Source organism: Streptomyces sp. NPDC102441, assembly GCF_044765585.1.
GTDB lineage: Bacteria > Actinomycetota > Actinomycetes > Streptomycetales > Streptomycetaceae > Streptomyces.
The window spans coordinates 204,748-224,509 of the sequence record NZ_JBIWKH010000014.1 but is presented as its reverse complement, the minus strand read 5'-3'; the positions used below and the strand labels follow the sequence as shown (position 1 = coordinate 224,509).

Annotated in this window: 19 protein-coding genes; 9 read left to right on the top strand and 10 right to left on the bottom strand. The window is 69.9% G+C overall.

Translation table 11 applies throughout. The features are described from left to right. Positions 1–5 precede the first annotated feature (5 nt). Genes ACIREO_RS29115 through ACIREO_RS29095 form a run of 5 tightly spaced genes read right to left on the bottom strand, consistent with a single transcriptional unit; the run spans position 6 to position 4,232 of the window. On the bottom strand, positions 6–977 hold the full coding sequence (locus ACIREO_RS29115) for a glycine betaine ABC transporter substrate-binding protein (RefSeq protein WP_404115493.1): 972 nt from the start codon (positions 975–977) through the stop codon (positions 6–8). Next, positions 974–1,828, bottom strand: a complete 855-nt coding sequence (locus ACIREO_RS29110) for an ABC transporter permease (RefSeq protein WP_404115491.1) — start codon at positions 1,826–1,828, stop codon at positions 974–976. The genes ACIREO_RS29115 and ACIREO_RS29110 overlap by 4 nt, the downstream gene beginning before the upstream one ends. Next, complete coding sequence (locus tag ACIREO_RS29105; RefSeq protein WP_404115489.1) at positions 1,825–3,102, bottom strand: ABC transporter ATP-binding protein; 1,278 nt, start codon at positions 3,100–3,102, stop codon at positions 1,825–1,827. The genes ACIREO_RS29110 and ACIREO_RS29105 overlap by 4 nt, the downstream gene beginning before the upstream one ends. Then, complete coding sequence (locus ACIREO_RS29100) at positions 3,095–3,742, bottom strand: ABC transporter permease (protein WP_404115487.1); 648 nt, start codon at positions 3,740–3,742, stop codon at positions 3,095–3,097. The genes ACIREO_RS29105 and ACIREO_RS29100 overlap by 8 nt, the downstream gene beginning before the upstream one ends. A 16-nt stretch (positions 3,743–3,758) precedes the next feature. Beyond that, entirely contained in the window at positions 3,759–4,232 is a 474-nt protein-coding gene (locus tag ACIREO_RS29095) for an Lrp/AsnC family transcriptional regulator (protein WP_404115485.1), read from the bottom strand. A 122-nt stretch (positions 4,233–4,354) separates the two neighbouring features. Between ACIREO_RS29095 and hppD the strand changes: the two genes are divergently transcribed. Next, positions 4,355–5,500: a 4-hydroxyphenylpyruvate dioxygenase gene (gene hppD / locus ACIREO_RS29090; RefSeq protein WP_404115483.1), complete on the top strand. Its 1,146-nt coding sequence runs from the start codon at positions 4,355–4,357 to the stop codon at positions 5,498–5,500. A 64-nt stretch (positions 5,501–5,564) separates the two neighbouring features. Here the strand turns inward: hppD and ACIREO_RS29085 are convergent, their stop codons facing one another. Continuing rightward, complete coding sequence (locus tag ACIREO_RS29085; protein WP_404115481.1) at positions 5,565–7,205, bottom strand: hypothetical protein; 1,641 nt, start codon at positions 7,203–7,205, stop codon at positions 5,565–5,567. A gap of 97 nt (positions 7,206–7,302) precedes the next feature. On the opposite strand from ACIREO_RS29085, the gene ACIREO_RS29080 reads away from it, so the two are divergent. Continuing rightward, positions 7,303–8,670 (top strand): FAD-binding oxidoreductase, encoded by a 1,368-nt coding sequence (locus tag ACIREO_RS29080; RefSeq protein WP_404115479.1) that lies wholly within the window; start codon positions 7,303–7,305, stop codon positions 8,668–8,670. 19 nt (positions 8,671–8,689) lie between these two features. Here the strand turns inward: ACIREO_RS29080 and ACIREO_RS29075 are convergent, their stop codons facing one another. After that, on the bottom strand, positions 8,690–9,166 hold the full coding sequence (locus ACIREO_RS29075) for an SsgA family sporulation/cell division regulator (protein ID WP_404115477.1): 477 nt from the start codon (positions 9,164–9,166) through the stop codon (positions 8,690–8,692). 249 nt (positions 9,167–9,415) lie between these two features. Between ACIREO_RS29075 and ACIREO_RS29070 the strand changes: the two genes are divergently transcribed. From ACIREO_RS29070 to ACIREO_RS29060, 3 genes are all read left to right on the top strand, one after another. Further along, positions 9,416–11,035: an RDD family protein gene (locus tag ACIREO_RS29070; protein ID WP_404115475.1), complete on the top strand. Its 1,620-nt coding sequence runs from the start codon at positions 9,416–9,418 to the stop codon at positions 11,033–11,035. A gap of 72 nt (positions 11,036–11,107) precedes the next feature. Continuing rightward, positions 11,108–11,908, top strand: a complete 801-nt coding sequence (locus ACIREO_RS29065; RefSeq protein WP_404115473.1) for a GNAT family N-acetyltransferase — start codon at positions 11,108–11,110, stop codon at positions 11,906–11,908. A gap of 102 nt (positions 11,909–12,010) precedes the next feature. After that, complete coding sequence (locus ACIREO_RS29060; protein ID WP_404115471.1) at positions 12,011–12,652, top strand: RDD family protein; 642 nt, start codon at positions 12,011–12,013, stop codon at positions 12,650–12,652. A gap of 166 nt (positions 12,653–12,818) precedes the next feature. On the opposite strand, the gene ACIREO_RS29055 is transcribed toward ACIREO_RS29060, so the two are convergent. Further along, positions 12,819–13,109 carry a hypothetical protein gene (locus ACIREO_RS29055; RefSeq protein WP_404115469.1) on the bottom strand — a complete coding sequence of 97 codons (291 nt, stop codon included), beginning with the start codon at positions 13,107–13,109 and terminating at the stop codon, positions 12,819–12,821. Positions 13,110–13,491: 382 nt separating this feature from the next. Here ACIREO_RS29055 and ACIREO_RS29050 point away from each other — a divergent pair, with 382 nt between their 5' ends. Both ACIREO_RS29050 and ACIREO_RS29045 read left to right on the top strand, forming a co-directional pair. Then, positions 13,492–15,891 (top strand): immune inhibitor A domain-containing protein, encoded by a 2,400-nt coding sequence (locus ACIREO_RS29050; protein ID WP_404115467.1) that lies wholly within the window; start codon positions 13,492–13,494, stop codon positions 15,889–15,891. Positions 15,892–16,013: 122 nt separating this feature from the next. Continuing rightward, positions 16,014–16,358 carry a hypothetical protein gene (locus ACIREO_RS29045; RefSeq protein WP_404115465.1) on the top strand — a complete coding sequence of 115 codons (345 nt, stop codon included), beginning with the start codon at positions 16,014–16,016 and terminating at the stop codon, positions 16,356–16,358. A 15-nt stretch (positions 16,359–16,373) separates the two neighbouring features. Here ACIREO_RS29045 and ACIREO_RS29040 read toward each other — a convergent pair whose 3' ends face one another. Both ACIREO_RS29040 and ACIREO_RS29035 read right to left on the bottom strand, forming a co-directional pair. Further along, on the bottom strand, positions 16,374–16,958 hold the full coding sequence (locus ACIREO_RS29040; protein WP_404115463.1) for an isochorismatase family protein: 585 nt from the start codon (positions 16,956–16,958) through the stop codon (positions 16,374–16,376). Between the two features lie 242 nt (positions 16,959–17,200). After that, on the bottom strand, positions 17,201–18,529 hold the full coding sequence (locus ACIREO_RS29035) for a nicotinate phosphoribosyltransferase (protein ID WP_404115461.1): 1,329 nt from the start codon (positions 18,527–18,529) through the stop codon (positions 17,201–17,203). Positions 18,530–18,617: 88 nt separating this feature from the next. On the opposite strand from ACIREO_RS29035, the gene clpS reads away from it, so the two are divergent. Beyond that, positions 18,618–18,926: an ATP-dependent Clp protease adapter ClpS gene (gene clpS, locus ACIREO_RS29030; protein WP_031100168.1), complete on the top strand. Its 309-nt coding sequence runs from the start codon at positions 18,618–18,620 to the stop codon at positions 18,924–18,926. Positions 18,927–18,969: 43 nt separating this feature from the next. Continuing rightward, positions 18,970–19,557, top strand: a complete 588-nt coding sequence (locus ACIREO_RS29025) for a DUF2017 domain-containing protein (RefSeq protein ID WP_404115459.1) — start codon at positions 18,970–18,972, stop codon at positions 19,555–19,557. The last annotated feature ends 205 nt before the right edge of the window (positions 19,558–19,762 follow it).

The window sequence follows — 19,762 nt, the reverse complement described above, 5'->3', positions numbered from 1 at the left end:
TCCGCTCAGCCCTCCTTGATGAATCCTTCCTTCACCAGCCAGTCCTTCGCCACCTCGTGCGGGTCCTGCCCGTCGACGTCCACCTTGGAGTTCAACTCCTGCGCGAGCGGCGTCGTCAGCTTCTTGGTGATCGGCGCCAGCAGCTCGGCCATCTCCGGGTACTTGTCGAGGGTCGCCGTGTGGATGGCGGGGGCGGCGGTGTAGTTGGGGAAGAACTGCTTGTCGTCCTCCATGACGTCCAGGTTCATCGCCTTGATGCGGCCGTCGGTGGTGTACACCTCGCCGAGCAGGCAGGAGTTGGACTTCGACGCCTGGGTGTAGATGATCCCCGCGTCCATCTTCTGGATGTTCGAGGCCGGCAGGTTCATCCCGTACTTCTTCTGCATGCCGGGCAGCCCGTCGTCGCGCGAGGCGAACTCGTTCTCCACGCAGATCGTCACGGCCTTCGGGTTCTTCTTCGCGAGCGCTGCCACGTCCGAAAGGGTCTTCAGCTTGTACTTGGCGTTGTTCTTCTTGCTGATCGCCAGGGCGTACGTGTTGTCGAGCGTGGACGGCGGGAGCCAGGTCACCCCGTTGCCCTTGTCCTCGTCCCGGACCACCTCGTACTGCTTCTGCGGGTCGACAATCGGCTCGGCATGGCCCATGTAGGTGATCCACGCCGTACCCGTGTAGTCGTACAGTGCGTCCGCATCGCCCTTGACGACCGCCTCGCGCGCACTGATCGACCCCGGCAGGTTCGTCCGGTCCAGGACCTCGGCGCCGGCCGCCTTGAAGATCAGCCCCATGATCTGGCCGAGGACGATGCTCTCGCTGAAGTTCTTCGAGGTCACCGTCAGCGACGCGCCCTTGAGGGGATGCCCCTTCCCGATGGACCCCGGTTCCACCTCGTCCACCAGCGGTGATCCGCTCTTCAGCCCGCACCCCGTGAGCAGGAGGGCGAGCGCGGCCGTCGATGCCAGGCCCGTACGTACCCTCACGCTTCCTCCAGTCCACGCGGCGTCAGCCACAGTTCGACAAGCGATGCCAGCCAGTCCACGAGCAGTGCCAGCACCACCGTCAGTACGGACCCGAGCACCAGCACGGGCATGCGCTGTGTCTGGATGCCCGAGGTGATCAGGTCGCCGAGTCCTCCTCCGCCGCCGAACGTGGCAAGGGTCGCCGTGCCCACGTTGAGCACGAGGGCGGTGCGTACACCCGCCAGGATCAGCGGGACGGCGAGCGGCAGTTCGACCTTCGTGAGGGTGCCCATGGCGGACATGCCGATGCCCTTGGAAGCCTCCACCAGTGTCGGTTCGATCTGGTTCAGACCCGTCACCGTGTTGGAGAGCACCGGCAGGACCGCGTAGATCACCATGCCGGTGATCGCGGTCGACGGGCCGATGCCCAGCCAGATCACCAGCAGGGCCAGCAGCCCGATCGCCGGCGTGGCCTGGCCGATGTTCGCGAGGGCCGTGACCCAGGGAGCGGCCTTGTTCAGGCCGCGCCGGGTCAGCGCGATACCGAGCGGGATAGCGATGATCAGCACCCAGATGGTGGAGATCGCGGTCAGCCTGACGTGCTGCCACCAGCGGACCTGCACGTTGTCGCCGGCCAGCGAGTTCTGCGCGATCGAGTCGAGGTCGACGTTGGAGATCCACAGATAGGTCACCACGAGGACGACGGCGCAGACCGCCGGCACCAGCACGAGCTTCTTCCAGGTGATGCGGCGCGCGGGAGCGGGCGACGTCGGGGTGGGCTCCGTCTCCTCGTCACGGAAGGAGTGGCCTCCCACGTCGTGTTCTCCGGACGGCCGTTCCCCCTTGGGGGGTGCCTGACGACTGGGGGTCACAGCCCGCCGTCACCCCCCTCCAGCTCCTGCTCCGTCCGGTGGACGCGCAGCTCCTCCAGGTCTTGCTCGTGCTCCATCGCGGTGAGCCGGTCGGCCTCCAGGAGCTCCTGCACGGAGTTCATCAGGGTGTGCATGTCGACGACGCCGATGAACTCTCCGCGCCGTCCCGTCACGGCGACCCGCCCGCCGCTGTCGGTCAGTACGGCCTCCAGCGCGTCGTGCAGCGTCGCGTCCCGGGTCACCGTGTCGTGCACCAGCTGCCCCGCCCTGGCGAGCGAGCCCTTGGCCCGCATCAGGTCGCCGCGCCGCAGCCACTTGTACGGACGGTTGCGACGGTCCAGCATCAGCAGCTCGTTGTGCTGGCCGTCCCGCAGCTTGTTGAAGATCGACTGGAGCGGGTCCTCGACGGTCACCGTGGGGAAGTCGGCGATGCCCACATCCCGTACGCGAGTGAGGTTGAGCCGCTTCAGGGCCGCCCCCGCCCCCACGAACCCCGAGACGAAGTCGTCCGTCGGGTTGGTGAGGATCGCTTCCGGGGTGTCGAACTGCGCGATGTGTGACTGCTCCCGCAGCACCGCGATCCGGTCGCCCAGCTTGATCGCCTCGTCGAAGTCATGGGTGACGAAGACGATCGTCTTGTGCAGCTCGTGCTGGAGGCGGATCAGCTCGTCCTGGAGGTGGTCGCGGGTGATCGGGTCGACCGCACCGAACGGCTCGTCCATCAGCAGGACCGGCGGGTCCGCGGCCAGTGCCCGGGCCACGCCCACACGCTGCTGCTGTCCGCCGGAGAGCTGGCGCGGGTACCGCCCGTGGAACTCCCGGGGGTCGAGCCCGACCAGATCGAGCATCTCCTCGACCCGGTCCTTCACCCCGGACTTCGACCAGCCCGTCATCTTCGGCACGAGGGCGATGTTCTCCGCGACGGTCATGTGCGGGAAGAGACCGGAGGACTGGATGGCGTAGCCGATCTGGCGGCGCAGCTTCACCGGGTCCATGTCGGTGACGTCCTCGTCGTTGATCTTGATCCGCCCGGACGTCGGCTCGATCAGACGGTTGATCATCTTCAGCGTGGTGGACTTCCCGCAGCCGGAGGGGCCCACGAGAATCACGGTCTCACCGGCCTTGATGTCCATGGACACGTTGTCCACGGCGGGGGAGGGACTGCCCGGATAGGACTTGGAGAGGTTCTCCAGCCGGATGGTCGCGCCCGAGGTGGTCGCGGGACGGGGCGGGGTGGCCGACTCCGTCGACCCGGTGGCGGCGGTCTCAGGCACGGATCCCCCTAGGGATGGTGAGCCGCCCGAGCAGTACGTACGCGGCGTCGAAGAGGAGAGCGAGGATGACGATGCCGATCGTGCCGGCGAGGACCTGATTGATGGCGTTGGCACTTCCGAGTGAGGCGAGTCCGCGGAAGATCTCGTTGCCGAGACCGGGACCCGAGGCGTACGCGGCGATGGCGGCGATGCCCATCAGCATCTGGGTGGAGACCCGGATGCCCGTGAGGATGGGTGGCCACGCGAGTGGCAGCTCCACCTTGAGCAGCCGCCTCGTGCGGGACATCCCGATGCCCTTCGCCGCGTCGACGAGGGAGGGGTCGACCCCGCGCAGCCCGACGATGCAGTTGCGGACGATGGGCAGCAGGCCGTACAGGACCAGGATGATCACGGTGGGCGGGACCCCGAGGCCGACCACAGGGATCAGCAGGCCGATCGCCGCGAGCGACGGGATGGTGAGGATCGCCGAGGTGGAGGTGACCGCCAGTGAGCCGCCCCAGCCACTGCGGTAACTGACGACCCCGATCAGGACACCGAGAACGGTAGCGATGACCATGCACTGGAAGACCGCGCTGACGTGCTGGAACGCGTCGGTGAGCAGCTGTTGGTGCCTTGTGCCCAAATACTCCCAGAAGTTCACATGTTGCTCCCTCGGCTCAGTCGGTGTCCTGTGCAGCCTGCTCAATCAGCGGGATAATACGCAGGGGCACCGGATTTTCCATGACGATCGCCGTGGAGGCCCGGACGATGCCATCAAAGCCGAGGACCAGGTCGATCACCCGCTGGAGGTCGGCGTTCGAGCGGGCGACGAGCCGGCAGAGCATGTCCCCGTGGCCGGTCGTCGTGTGCAGTTCCAGGACCTCGGGCACGCTGCTCAAATGCGCTCGTACGTCGGAGCCTTGGCCCTGCTTGATCTCCAGCGTGGCGAACGCGGTGACGGGGTAGCCGAGGGCCGCCGGATCAACGTCGGGGCCGAAGCCGCGGATGACGCCATTGGACTGAAGCCGGTCCAGCCGCGCCTGCACCGTCCCGCGCGCCACCCCGAGCCGCCGCGACGCCTCCAGCACACCGATCCGGGGCTCACGGGCCAGCAGCACGATGAGCCGGCCGTCCAGTCGATCGATCGCCATGATCCGCCTCCCGATGGTCAGCCTGTACGGACAGCCCGCCCATCCTGGCCTCAGGGTGTACGGATTGACCAGTGGATCCGCGAACTGTTGCGCACCTTGCGGAGCGGCGGGAACCTTCGGACATGACTGAGACTGTGCACACCACGCCCGACACCGCCCGGCAGGCCGATCCCTTCCCGGTCAAGGGAATGGACGCGGTGGTCTTCGCTGTGGGCAACGCCAAGCAGGCGGCGCACTACTACTCGACCGCCTTCGGCATGAAGCTCGTCGCCTACTCCGGCCCGGAGAACGGCAGCCGCGAGACCGCGAGCTACGTCCTGACCAACGGCTCGGCCCGCTTCGTCCTCACCTCCGTCATCAAGGCGTCCACCGAATGGGGCACCTTCCTCGCCGACCACGTGCACGCCCATGGCGACGGTGTGGTCGACCTCGCCATCGAGGTCCCCGACGCCCGCGCGGCCTACGCGTACGCCGTCGAGCACGGCGCGCGGGGCATCACCGAGCCGCACGAGGTCAAGGACGAGCACGGCACGGTCGTTCTGGCCGCCATCGCCACGTACGGGAAGACCCGCCACACGCTGGTCGAGCGCGGCGGCTACGACGGGCCGTACCTCCCCGGCTACACGGCCGCGGACCCGATCGTGGAGCCGGCCGCGAAGAGGACCTTCCAGGCCATCGACCACTGCGTCGGCAACGTCGAGCTCGGCCGGATGAACGAGTGGGTGACCTTCTACAACAAGGTCATGGGCTTCACCAACATGAAGGAGTTCGTCGGCGACGACATCGCCACCGAGTACTCCGCCCTGATGTCGAAGGTCGTCGCCGACGGCACGCTGAAGGTCAAGTTCCCCATCAACGAGCCGGCGATCGCGAAGAAGAAGTCGCAGATCGACGAGTACCTGGAGTTCTACGGCGGCGCGGGCGTCCAGCACATCGCGCTCGCCACGAACGACATCGTCGCGTCCGTGAAGGCGATGCGGGCGGCCGGCGTGCGGTTCCTGGACACCCCGGACTCGTACTACGACACCCTGGGGGAGTGGGCGGGCGAGACCCGTGTGCCCGTGGAGACCCTGCGCGAGCTGAAGATCCTGGTCGACCGCGACGAGGACGGCTACCTGCTGCAGATCTTCACCAAGCCGGTCCAGGACCGTCCGACGGTCTTCTTCGAGATGATCGAGCGGCACGGCTCGATGGGCTTCGGCAAGGGCAACTTCAAGGCGCTGTTCGAGGCGATCGAGCGCGAGCAGGAGAAGCGCGGCAACCTGTAGCCACCGCGCGAAGGGGCCCTTCTCCCGGCGGCCGGCCGGGAGAAGGGCCCCTTCCGCATGTGGTCTACGGGGCCGCCGTCGCCGCACCGGGCTCGGCCCGCGGAGCCGACGGTGCGGGCTCCGGCGCCGACGGCTTCCCGGTCTCCGGCGCGGGCTCCTTCCCGGCCCCCTTCTCCGGCTTCTTCGCGGGCTCCTGAGTGGGTTCCTGAGTGGGCTCCGGAACGGCGGAGGGCGCCTGAGGCTGCACGGCCGCGGGGCCGCCCGCCGCCGGCTCGCCCAAGGCGTCCAGCGCCTCCTGCGCGAGGGGAGCGGCCAGTGGTGAGAAGCCAGGGTCCGTGCGCAGGGCGTCCTCCAGGTGACCGCGGGCCGGGCCGTCCTGGCCGAGCGAACTCTCGATCACCCCCAGGTGATAGGCGTACGAGGCGTCGCGTACACCCGTCTCCACCGCCCGCTCCGCGTACTGCACGCCCTCCTCGCTCCGGCCCGCCCGGTGCAGCGACCAGGCCAGGGTGTCCGACACCGCCGCGCTGCGGCGCTGCGCCGCCCACTCGGTGCGCATCAGCTCCACCGCCGCCTCCGGGTCGCCGTGGTCGGCCTCGAAGCGGGCCTCGGTCAGGGACTCGTTGACCCCCGCCGTTCTGGCCCGCGTGAGGAGGTCGCGGAGGGTCGCGTACTGGGTACGGGCGTCACCGTCCAGGCCCAGTGACTCGTACAGCTCGGCCAGTTCGAGTACGTACTCGGGGCGGGGCAGCTTCGTCGTCACCGTGCGGTAGTCCGCCAGTGCCTCGTCCGTGCGGTCCAGCGCGGCCAGGGCGCGGGCCCGGCCCGCGAGGGAGGAGAGGTCGCCGCGGTCGGTGCGCAGGGCCGCGTCGTACTGCGCGAGGGCCTCCGCCGGCTCCCCGCGCTCCCCGGCGAGGTCCCCGAGGCGGTGCAGGGCCGCCGCCTTCCCGGCCGGGGCGGCCGCGTGGTCCGCCGCCTCCTGGGCGGTGGCCAGGGCGTCCTCGCGCCAGCCCTGGTTGCGGTACATGTCGGACGTCCTGGCCAGGGCGGGGGCGCCCTTGCGCAGGGTGCCGAACTTCTCCGTCGCCTTGCCCGCCGCCGCGTAGTCGCCGAGGCCGTTGTACGCGTCGATCAGCACCGGGTACACCGTCCAGTCCTTCGGCTGCCGTGTGCGGACCGTCTCGCCCCACTTCTTCGCGGCGAGGAAGTCGTTCCGTGCGTTGGCGAGCGCCCCGAGCCCCACCCAGGCCTCCACGTTGCCGCGTTCACCCGGCTGTGCGGCCAGCGAACGCTGGAGCGCCTGCTCGGCCCGGGTGTAGTACGCCGCGTCCGCGGACCGCCGTCCCCACTCCACGTACGCCGTACCGAGCACCGCCCAGGACGGTGCGTCCGAGGGATGGGTCTCCACCCACTTCTGCCGGTCGCCGATCAGGGCCGTCAGGTCCGACAGGGAAGCGGGGGAACCGGCCGCCGCCGCGGCCTCGGCCCGCGCCACGGGCCCCGGCACCGGGGGCGCGGCATCCTCCGCGTCGTCCGGTACGACGATCACCGCACCGGTCACCAGCACGGCGCCGGCGATCGCGCCGAACGCGGCCCTGCGCAGCGTGGTGCGCATCGGCGCGGGAGGCGGTGGGACGGACGTCGCACCCTGGGGCGGCAGGGTGGAGGGGGGCGGCTCCGGGTTCTGCTGCGGCTTGGCATCCATGACCATCACTCTGCGTCAGTACGAAGATCGCATCGCGCTCCGCGAAGTCTGACGCAGACGGGTTCACACCATTGGCCCCGGGTGCCACGCTTGGATCATGGACGCTCTCGTCGAACGACTGCGCGCGGGTCTTCCCGCCGAGGCACTGATCACGGACCCGGACGTCACCGCCTCGTACGCCCACGACATGGCGAGCTTCTGCGACGCGGGCGCCCCCGCCGTCGTGGTGCTCCCGCGCACGGTCGAGGAGGTCCAGCACGTCATGAGGACCGCCACGGCCCTGCGGATCCCCGTCGTCCCCCAGGGCGCGAGGACCGGACTGTCGGGCGCGGCCAACGCCTCCGACGGCTGCATCGTGCTCTCCCTGGTGAAGATGGACCGGATCCTTGAGATCAGCCCGGTCGACCGGATCGCGGTCGTCGAGCCGGGCGTCGTCAACGCCACGCTGTCCCGGGCCGTCAACGAACACGGGCTGTACTACCCGCCGGACCCGTCGAGCTGGGAGATGTGCACGATCGGCGGCAACATCGGGACCGCGTCCGGCGGGCTGTGCTGCGTGAAGTACGGCGTCACCGCCGAATACGTCCTCGGACTGGAGGTCGTCCTCGCCGACGGGCGGCTGCTGAACACCGGGCGGCGCACCGCGAAGGGCGTCGCCGGGTACGACCTCACCCGGCTCTTCGTCGGTTCGGAGGGCAGCCTCGGCATCGTCGTCAAGGCAATCCTCGCCCTGCGGCCCCAGCCACCGCGGCAGCTCGTGCTCGCCGCCGAGTTCGCGTCCGCCGCCGCTGCCTGCGACGCGGTGTGTCGGATCATGGAGCGAGGGCACACGCCGTCACTCCTCGAACTGATGGACCGTACGACGGTGCGCGCCGTCAACGCGATGGCCTCCATGGGCCTCCCCGAGACCACTGAGGCGCTGCTGCTCTGCGCCTTCGACACGCCCGACCCGACGGCCGACCTCGCCGCAGTCGGGGAGCTGTGCACGGCGGCCGGGGCGACCGAGGTCGTGCCCGCCGACGACGCGGCCGAGTCCGAACTCCTGCTCAAGGCCCGTCGGCTGTCCCTCCCCGCGCTGGAGACCGTCAAGTCCGCCACGATGATCGACGACGTGTGCGTGCCGCGCTCCCAGCTGGGAGCGATGATCGAGGGAACGGCTGCCATCGCCGAGAAGTTCGGGCTCACCATCGGTGTGTGCGCCCACGCGGGCGACGGCAACACCCACCCCGTCGTCTGCTTCGACCACACCGACGCCGACGAGTCCCGCAGGGCCCGTGAATCCTTCGACGAGATCATGGCGCTGGGCCTCGAACTGGGCGGCACCATCACCGGCGAACACGGGGTGGGCATACTGAAGAAGGAGTGGCTCGCCCGCGAACTCGGCGAGGTGGGGGTCGAGTTGCAGCGCGGCGTCAAGGCCGCCTTCGACCCGCTCGGACTGCTCAACCCCGGCAAGCTGTTCTGACGGCCGCGCACACCGCCGCTCAGGCTTCTCCGTCCTGCGGATCGTCCTGGGTCCAGGGATCGCTCAGCCACAGGTCGTCGGCGGGCAGCGGGGCCAGCAGCTCGGCGAGGGCCCCGTCCAGTCCGAGCAGTGTGGTCTCGGTCCCCGGCGGCACCACCCGCAGGGTGCGTTCCACCCACGCGGCCACGGCCGCCGACGGCACCTCCAGAAGGGCGTTGCCGTCGGGTGAGGTGAGCGCGACGCAGATGACGCCGCGGTCCTCGACCCTGGTCGGCCAGATCCGTACGTCCCCGTGCCCGCACGGCCTGAACACGCCCTCCACCAGCAGCTCGCGGGCGAACGTCCAGTGCACGGGCGACTCGGATCCGATGTGGAAGGTGATGTGCACGGCGTACGGGTCGTCGGTGAAGTAGGACAGCCGGGCGGGTACGGGCACCGACCGCTCGGGGGACAGGACCAGCTTCACTTCCAGTTCGCGTTCCACGGCGTTCTGCATGAGGGTGCACGACCTTCCGATGCTCGTAGGGGCCGGTCCCGTGACCGGTCCGCACAAGGAGAGAGCGCCCTCCCGGACGTCTATGACGCGACTTCCCAGAAAAACTTCCCTGGACCCTGAAAGTGGTCCAAACGGCAGGACCGGCCCGGGGGTGCTCGGTGGTCTGATAGATGTGGACCCTTGTATTGAGGTCGGCCACCCCCCCCCGACGGCCGGCCTGAGGCCTCGAAGAGATACGGGACCACGGTGATGAGCGCCCCAACCCCGGCACCCGGTGACGAAAGCCCCCGCGAGGGGTACTACCCCGACCCGTCCATTCCCGGATACCTCCGGTACTGGAACGGCGCTTCGTGGGTCCCTGGTACCAGCCGGCCCGCGCCCGAGCAGGGCGAGACGATTCCGGCGACGCCGCCCGCCCCGGCGGCCGACGCGGCCCCGCAGCGGCCGGCCCCGGTGGACGAGACCGGACCCATGTACCTCGACGAGGTCGACGCCCCCGACGCGGCCGGTGGGGACACCGGCGCAGGCATCGGCGAGGTGGACGTGACCCCGGGCCGGCCCAGGCCGGCACCGGCCTGGCAGGCGGACACCTCCCGGCAGACCGGCTTCGGCGGCGAACGCGACCACCGCGTCTCGTGGGGCGGCCCGGATCCGCGTACGCCTGAGGCGCACACGCCCGAGGCGCACACGCCTGAGTCGCACACGCCTGAGTCGCACACGCCTGAGTCGCACACGCCCGAAGCGGGGACGCCTGAAGCGGGGACGCCGTCCGCGACGTCGCCCGCCGCCTCCGCCCCGCCGGAGGGCGCGCCCGCCGACCGCGCGCCCGTCGACCCCAGGCAGCCCGGCACCCAGGACCCGACGCGCCGTGCCCTGCCCGGCATGCGTGACGGCAACGACGAGGTGACCGACGGCACCGTCGCCATCCGCGTCGACCGGCCCGGCAGTGGCGGCGGCGGCGACGCCGGCCGCCGCCCGCCGACCGACGGCACGGTCACGATCCGCGCGGTGGGCCCCGGCGGCCGGGCCCCGCGCCCCCGTGACGAGGGCCCGGCCCCCGCCGACGGCACGATGGCGATCCGTGCCGTACCGCCGGGCGGCACGGCGCAGCCGCCCGCTCCCAATCCGTCGCCCACCCCGCCGCAGGCGCAGGCGGCGGGGCTGCACACGCCTCTGACCCCGGGCCCCGGTGGCGGGTCCGCGTCCTGGGCGCAGCAGGTCCACCAGCTCGCCCAGCCGGGGCAGGCGGGCCGCCCGCAGCAGCCGCAGCAGCAGATCCCGATGCCCGGGCAGCAGCAGGGCGGCAGGTCCGAGCAGCAGCAGCCCGTGGTGCCCTGGAAGCCCCCGGTCGATGATCCGTTCCAGCAGATGGCCCGGTCCCAGACCTCGGCCAGGCCGGCAGGGCTCGGCAAGCGGCTGGCCGCCCGGGTCATCGACACGATCGTCCTCGGCGTGCTCGTAGGGGCGGCCGGCTTCCCGCTGGTCACCCAGGCGACGGACCACATCGACCAGAAGATCGAAGCGGCGAAGCTGTCCGGTGAGACGGTCACCGTCTGGCTCCTGGACTCCACCACGGCCGCGCTGTTCGGCGGGGTGCTCGCCGTCTTCCTGGTCCTCGGCTGCGTCCTGGAAGCCGTGCCCACCGCCAAGTGGGGCCGCACCCTGGGCAAGAAGCTGTGCGGCCTGGAGGTACGGGACATCGAGTCCCACGACACGCCGGCCATGGGCGCCGCCCTGCGCCGCTGGCTGGTGTACGGGGTGCTGGGCCTGATCGTGGTCGGGGTGGTCAACGTGCTCTGGTGCCTGATCGACCGTCCGTGGCGACAGTGCTGGCACGACAAGGCGGCCCGCACCTTCGTCGCGGGCTGAGCGAGCTCCCCGGGGAGTCCCGGGTTCCGCTCGTTCGGTTCCTTCTTCGTTCTACGCCTCTCAGGAGCCCTGGTGAAGGATCTCGCGGATGCGATCGAGTCGATGGAGCAGCTCGTCGTGGGCTGGCGTGACCTGGTGCTCGACCGGGACGCCGCCGCAGATGTGCGCGACCTTCCGGGCATCGCCGTGCGGTGGGCCGACTCCCGGTTCGCCTTCTGGAACTGCGTCACCCTGACCGACGTCGGCGCCGAACCCGAGCTCGTGCGGCAGCGGCTGGGCCAGGCGGCGGAGATCATGCGCGCCAAGAGGAGACCGGGGTTCCTGTGGGTCTTCGAAGACCTCCTCACCGGAGAGGCGCGCGAGGCACTCGCGACGGAGGCCGGACAGGCGGGCCTCGAACACGCCTTCCCCGGCACCGGCATGGCCGGAGACCTGCTGCCCCTTCCTGAGCCGGCCCACCTCGACCTGACGTTCGTACGGGTGACGACGGACGAACACCTGCGGGCCTACGCCGACCTGAACTCCCAGGCCTACGGCTTCCCCCTGGAGGACGGCCGCGACGGCCTCGTCGGCTCCGCGCTGTGGAAGGGGCGGGTTCACGCCTACCTGGGCGTGCGGGACGGCGTGCCGGTGACGTGCGCGGCGACGGTGGAGGTGGCCGGCCGCCTCTTCGTCGTGCTCGTCGCCACGGCCCCGGCGTGGGAGCGCAACGGCTACGGCGAAGCGGTGACGCGCAAGGCACTGTACGAGGGAGGGCGGGCCACCGGCCTGACCCGTGCGACGCTGCACGCGACCGCAGCCGGAGCGCCCGTGTACCCACGCATCGGCTTCGAACCGAATTCCCCGATGGCCTTCTACGCCTTGAAGAGCTAGGCGGAGAAGCGGAAGCGGTCCGTACGCCCGTGTGCTGACGCCCCGTCCCCCGAAGGGACCTCAGCCGTTGCGGGCCTTCGCGGGCCGGGGTGCACTGCCCCCATGAGTAACGAACCACCGCCTCCGCCGCCGCCCGAGGACGACCCCTTCTCGAAGCGCCCGCCGCAGGGGCCTCCGCCGAGCGGTTCGCCCTACGACAGCGGGCCGCCCCCGCCGCCGCGCGACCCGTACGGCGGCGGCCCCTACGGCGGAGCGGATCCGCTGGCGGGCATGCCGCCGCTCGCCGAACCCGGCAAGCGGATCCTGGCGCGGCTGATCGACTTCCTCATCATCTCGATCCCGCTGTATTTGATCTCGCTGCCCTTCGGCGGTGCGGTCGACGTCTCGTCGGACGACGGCAACGACGACTTCGGCAACGCCATCGGCAACACCTACTCCGGGCATCAGCTGGTCTGGTCGCTGATCGGCCTGGTGGTCTACGTCGCGTACGACACGTACTTCACCCACAAGGACGGCCGGACGCCCGGCAAGCGGCTGCTGAAGATGCGCGTCGCGATGCTCAACGACGGCTCGGTCCCCGACACGAGCTCCTCGCTGATGCGGGCCGTCGTGCTCTGGCTCCCCGCGCTGCTGTGCTGCCCCTGCCTGTGGTGGCTCATCAACATCGTGCTGATGTTCACGGACAAGCCCTACCGGCAGGGTCTGCAGGACAAGGCGGGCAAGACCGTGGTCGTCAGCGCGTAGGGACTTAGGGCCTCTCGTTTGGATCATGCTGGGCTCGCGTGCCCTGGTGCCGCACCTCGCGGCGTTGTCGTCAGTTGCCAGGGCTCCGCCCTGTCGCCTTCCTCCGCCTTGCGATGTACGGCACCAGACCCCGCTCCCTGATCCAGCATGATCCAAACGAAAGACCCTAGCGGTGCAGCGAGTGCTCGCCGATGTGCTCCCGTCGGGCGGTGGCGATCTCGATGTCCTCGATCGTGCGGTGGGTACGGGCGGCGGTGGACGGTGCTGCCGTCCGCCGGGCGGCCGTCGTGCGCGGCGGCAGGGCCACGGCCACGAGCAGGCCGAGCGCCAGCGCCACGGTGGAGACCGCGGCGACACCGATGCCCGATTCCGTGCGGAAGAGCAACAGCAGGGCGAGGGCGGAGAAGACGACGGTGGCCGAACCGTAGGAGAACTGTGCGGCAGTCGGACGCGGCATGGCGGTATCCGTCCTCGGGGCGTCGGATAGGGAAGTCTCTCAACACGTTCGCACTGTCAATCGACTCTACGACGGTGGATGCCCGTGAGGAACGGGTAGTAAGCGTGACCTAACCCCCGGTACTGGTGCACGGGGGGCGCACTGAGTCACGCTCTCGTCGGGTACGGGTCTTCGACGCGCCGGGTCGGCGGGCCGGCCGTCCTGGATTCGCGTCCGGATACCGGGAAACGGCTCCCACATAGTGCACTTGGTATGTCCAAGTCAAGATCTGTCTTTTCTCTCATAACTCCGATCGAATGTCGTCACTTGTGACGCGTTGAACGCGCGCGGCCCGCACTCACCCCCTGGCCGCGGACGCGAACGCCGGGGAGGACTGCATCAAGTGACCACTCAGAGACGGGCGCTACGCGCCACCGCCGTAGCCGTGTGCCTGGCCGCCACCGCCGCGACGGCATCCGCCTTCGCCACGGCGCAGGCGGACGACAGGACGTCAGGCTCGGGCGCTGCAATCGTGGACCGCCGCGATCCCGCGCCGGCCAAGGCGCAGGAGCACGACCTGGAAGGGCCCTTCAGCAAGGAGCAGGACGATCGGCGTCAGGCCGCGCTGGAACAGGTCCTGTCCGGCGACAAGAAGATGACCGCCAAGGGCGGTTCCAAGGTCGTCAAGCTCGGCAGGAGCAAGTACGTCGAGCTCGGCCGCGAGAAGACCGACAAGATCTTCACCATCCTCGTGGAGTTCGGCGACCAGGTCGACGACACCACGATGTTCGACCCCGACGGCGACGGCCCGGAGCCGCCCGTCAAGAAGTACGGCGGCACACCTGGCCCGCAGCACAACGAGATATCCGAGCCCGACCCGGCGAAGGACAACAGCACCGCCTGGCAGGCCGATTACAACCAGGCCCACTTCCAGGACCTCTACTTCGGTGAGGGCAAGGGCAAGGAATCGCTGAAGACGTACTACGAGAAGACGTCCTCGGGGCGTTACTCCGTGGACGGCGAGGTCTCGGACTGGGTCAAGGTCCCGTACAACGAGGCCCGTTACGGTTCCAACTACTGCGGCTCGACCAACTGCGCCAACGTCTGGGACACCGTCCGCGACGGCGTCACCGCCTGGGTCGACGACCAGAAGGCCAAGGGCCGCACCCTGGACGAGATCAAGGCCGACCTCGCGCAGTACGACGAGTGGGACCGCTACGACTTCGACGGCGACGGCGACTTCAACGAGCCCGACGGCTACATCGACCACTTCCAGCTGGTCCACGCCGGCGAGGACGAGTCCGCCGGCGGCGGCACCGAGGGCACCGACGCGATCTGGGCGCACCGCTGGTACGCGTACGGCACCAACGCCGGCGCGACGGGCCCCGAGGGCAACAAGGCCGGTGGCGCCGAGATCGGCGACACGGGCATCTGGGTGGGCGACTACACCGCGCAGCCCGAGAACGGCGGCCTGGGCGTCTTCGCCCACGAGTACGCCCACGACCTCGGCCTCCCGGACCTGTACGACACCTCCGGCGGCGGCGAGAACTCGGTCGGCTTCTGGTCCCTGATGTCGGCGGGCTCCTGGCTCGGCACAGGCAAGGGCGAGATAGGCAACCTCCCGGGCGACATGACCGCCTGGGACAAGCTCCAGCTCGGCTGGCTCGACTACGACACGGCCGAGGCCGCCACGAAGTCGACCCACAAGCTGGGGGTCTCGGAGTACAACACCAAGGACAAGCAGGCGCTCGTCGTCGAGCTGCCCGAGAAGGCCGTCACCACCACGGTCACGAAGCCCGCGGAGGGCTCCAAGCAGTGGTGGAGCGACGCGGGTGACGACCTGTCGAACACCCTGACCCGCTCCGTCGACCTCACCGGGAAGTCGGCCGCGTCGCTGGACCTGTCCGGCTGGTACGACATCGAGGCCGACTACGACTACCTCTACACCGAGGTGTCCGAGAACGGCGGCACCAGCTGGACCGCGCTCGACGGCACGGCAGACGGCAAGGCCATCCCGCGCGACGCCAGTGACAAGCCGGCCCTGACGGACGTCTCCGGCGCGTACAAGAAGCTCTCGTTCCCGCTGGACGCCTACGCGGGCAAGAAGATCGACCTCCGCTTCCGCTACCAGACGGACGGCGGCGCGGGCGGCAAGGGCTTCACGGCCGACGCCATCACGGTCACCGCCGACGGCTCCGCCCTCTTCACGGACGACGCCGAGGGCGACGACAACGGCTGGACGTCCAAGGGCTTCTCGCGGATCGGGGAGTCGTTCACCAACGACTACCCGCAGTACTACATCGCCGAGAACCGCCAGTACGTCTCGTACGACAAGACCCTCGAGGTCGGCCCGTACAACTTCGGCTTCACCACCACCCGCCCCGACTGGGTCGAGCACTACGCGTACCAGAACGGTCTGATGATGTGGCTCTGGGACACCTCCCAGAAGGACAACAACACCTCGGTCCACCCCGGCCAGGGTCTGATCCTTCCGGTGGACTCCCACGCCAAGCCGCTGAAGTGGACGGACGGCACGCTCCTGCGCAACAAGATCCAGCCCTTCGACGCGCCGTTCAGCTGGTACCCGAACAAGGGCTTCACGCTGCACAACGCGGACGTGGCGCTGAAGATCAAGCCGTCGCTGGGCGTCCCGGTCTTCGACGACCGCAAGGGCACCTACTGGTACGAGGAAAACCCGACAGGAAGTGTCAAGGTTACTGACACCAACACCCGGATCACCATCGTGAACGAGCCGCTCAGCGGCTCGACGATGACCCTGAAGGTCGGCCCCTCGGGCAAGTAGTCCGAAAAAAGCCTGGTCAAAGCGTGACCGGCCGTCGCCCCCTAGCGGGGCGGCGGCCGGTCGTGTTTAGGTGCGTCCTACCGATCCTTATTGACACGAAGTCTTACGGGGGAGCGCGAAGCATGGCAGGCGGAGGATTCTGCAGGTTGCCCAACGGCACTGTGGTGGTGGCACTGACCCTGAACGGGCCGGTCGGCGGATCAGGCCCCGGGGAGCCCGTGCGGGTGCTGGTGCACGCGGTGAACCGGGCGCGCGCCCTGACCAGGCTGCGCAACCTCGGGCTGCGTGCCGTCTATCTCAGGGGCAACGCCCAGCCGCCCACCCCGGACGAGGTCACTGCGGTCCTGCACCACCCGGACGGGCTGCTCTGGCGTACGGCGCCGCAGACCGGCCAGGAGCTCTGGCACCCGATACGGGCGCTGCTGGGGTCCTCCGGATACGCGGGGCCCGCCCGCCCGGCGGCCTGAGCGCCGCCAGGGGCGTCAGACGACCGGCTTGCCGGTCAGCTCCACGCCTGCGGTCCGCAGCTCCTCCAGGGCCCGCTCCGTGGTTTTCTCGGCCACGCCGGCGGTCAGGTCCAGCAGGACGTGCGTGACGAAGCCCTCGCGGGCGGCGTCCAGGGCGGTGGCCCGCACGCAGTGGTCCGTGGCGATGCCGACGACGTCGACCGTGGTCACGGAACGGTCCCGCAGCCACTCGGCGAGCCCTGTGCCGTTCTCGTCGACGCCCTCGAAGCCGCTGTACGCCGCGGCGTACGCCCCCTTGTCGAAGACGGTGTCGATCGCGCCGGAGGCCACGGCGGGGGCGAAATTCGGGTGAAAGCCCACGCCCTCCGTGCCGGCGACGCAGTGCGGCGGCCAGGAGTGTTCGAAGTCGGGCGCCACGGAGAAGTGGTCGCCGGGGTCGATGTGGTGGTCCCGGGTGGCCACGACATGGCTGTAGCCGGGCTGGGCCTCACCGATCAGGTCGGTGATGGCGGCGGCGACATCGGCGCCGCCCGCCACCGCGAGGCTGCCGCCCTCGCAGAAGTCGTTCTGAACGTCGACGACGATCAAGGCGCGATGCATGACGGTTGTCCTTCGGTGGGGTTCCGGCGTTTCCGCGGACCGGCGACGGTCGGGATGTCACCGAGCCTAGAGACTCGGCGCACCCCGCGGGAGGGGGCACACACGTCGGCTCTCCTTCCCCGACACGCCCGATCGGGCAGGGCCGGTTCCGGAGGAACCGGGTCCGGCCGTGCCGCGGCCGGACACCCATGGGCGGGCATGCCTGACATGTACCCCATGGGCTCCCGCGTACCCTGCGGGTCTCACATGTACTCCGTGGGCAGCACCGGCTCCCCACGGGACAGCTGCATCGCCGACATCGGGAGGCCCGCCCGGGCCGCGACGTGCCGTTCCCGCGCGGCTTCCAGGGGTTCCCGGCCGATCACCTCGCCGCCCTTGACCAGCTCCACCAGCATCTGCCGGTCCGCCAGTTCCGCGGGGACCTCACCGCTGCCGATCACCTCGGCCTCGGCGACCCCCGCCTCGTCCCGCCGGCGTGCGGCCCACTTGCGGCCACCTCTCGACGACTTCGCGCCCAGCGACTTCTTCACCACGGGCAGCAGCGGATCCGCCGGATCGGCTGACCGCGCACGCGCCACCAGCTTGTAGACCATGGAACACGTCGGGTGCCCGCTCCCGGTGACCAGCTGCGTGCCCACCCCGTAGGTGTCGACGGGCGCGGCGGCCAGCGAGGCGATCGCGTACTCGTCCAGGTCGGACGTCACCACGATCTTCGTCTCCGTGGCGCCCAGCTCGTCCAGCTGCTGCCGGACCCGGTGCGCGACGAGCAGCAGGTCGCCCGAGTCGATCCGTACGGCCCCGAGCTCCGGCCCCGCGACCTCGACCGCCGTACGCACGGCCTCGGTCACGTCGTAGGTGTCGACGAGCAGCGAGGTCCCCCGGCCCAGCGAGTCCACCTGGGCCCGGAAGGCGTCCCGCTCGCTGTCGTGCAGGAGCGTGAAGGCGTGCGCGCTCGTCCCGACGGTCGGGATGTTGTAGCGGAAGCCGGCCGCCAGGTCCGAGGTGGAGTGGAAACCGCCGATGTACGCGGCGCGGGCCGACGCCACCGCCGACAGCTCGTGCGTGCGCCGCGCGCCCATCTCGATGAGCCTGCGGCCGCCCGCGGCGGCCGACATCCGGGACGCGGCCGCGGCGATCGCCGAGTCGTGGTTGAGGATCGACAGGATCACGGTCTCCAGCAGCACGCACTCGGCGAAGGAGCCCTCCACCCGCAGGAGCGGCGAGCCCGGGAAGTACACCTCGCCCTCCGGGTAGCCCCAGATGTCGCCGCTGAAGCGGTAGTCGGCCAGCCAGTCGACGGTGCGGTCGTCCACGACGTGCTGGTCGCGGAGGAAGGTGAGCATCTCGTCGTCGAAGTGGAAGTTCTCCACCGCGTCGAGCACCCGCCCGGTGCCCGCGACCACGCCGTAACGCCTGCCCTCGGGCAGGCGGCGGGTGAAGGCCTCGAAGACGGAGCGCCGGTCCGCGGTGCCCGCCTTCAGTGCGGCCTGCACCATCGTGAGCTCGTACTGGTCGGTGAAGAGCGCGGTCGACGGCACACCGACCCGTCGCCCAAGGTCCGCTGAGTTCATGCCGGGGATGCTACTCCCTATTCGTCAAACTGACGAGATGGGGGCGCCGTTTGTGCGCGGGGCCCTCTCTGGTGGCAGCATGGGGTAGGTGAGCGTTGCTGCCCCCGTAGAGATCGAACGTCCCGAATCGGCCGAGGAGACCTTCGCCGTCCCTGAGCCCGATGTCCCCTGGGTGACGCTGGTGCACAACGACCCGGTCAACCTCATGAGCTATGTGACGTATGTCTTCCAGGCCTATTTCGGCTACTCGAAGGACAAGGCGCACAAGCTGATGCTGGACGTCCACCAGAAGGGCCGCGCGGTCGTCTCCAGCGGCAGCCGTGAGGAGATGGAGCGCGACGTCCAGGCCATGCACGGCTACGGGCTCTGGGCCACGCTGACCCAGGACCGCAACTGACCCGACCGCTGCCCCCTCCGCCCGACCCACCATCGGAGAATTCATGGCCGGCCATTTCCAGGCCACCCCAGGCGGCGGCGCGTCCGTCGCGCTCGACGAGGTCGAGATCTCCATCCTGCGCTCCCTCGCCGTTCAGCTGCTCGAACTGATCGGCCCGGGCGATCAGCCCGCCGAGGGCGAGGACCCGCTCGCCGCCCTCTTCGCCGAGGGCCCCAGCGAACCGCCGTCCGACCCCGCCCTGGCCCGGCTCTTCCCCGAGGCCTACGGCGACGCGGACAAGGAGCTGCGCGAGGCGTCAGCCGAGTTCCGCCGCTTCACCGAGAACGACCTGCGCACCCGTAAGCGCGACGACGCCCTCGCCGTCGTACGGTCGCTCGACGCGCTCTCGCCCGTGGCGGACAGCGGCGCCGTGCTCGCCCTCACCCCCGACGAGTGCCACCACTGGCTCGGCTCGCTCAACGACCTCCGGATCACCATCGGCACCCGCCTCGAGGTGTCCGACGAGGACGAGGGGCAGGACGGATCGCTCTACCGGCTCCCCGACAGCGATCCGCGCAAGCCGATGGTGATGGCTTATCTCTGGCTCGGCGCACTCCAGGAAACCCTCGTGGAAACGCTGATGCCCGACTGATGCCAGGCTGCGGCCGGACAGGATCGCCGGGCCCGCCGGGTTCGCTCAACGGATGCTCAAATCCGAATAACGATCCTGTCACCCGGACGGCTCTCTTTGCAGCGCCTGGAAACCCTTGTCCGCTTTTTCCTGTGGCGTGCGCCACATAATGTCCGGTGGCCTCATCGGGTACCCGTGATAAATCTGCACGACCGCCCGGGGACGC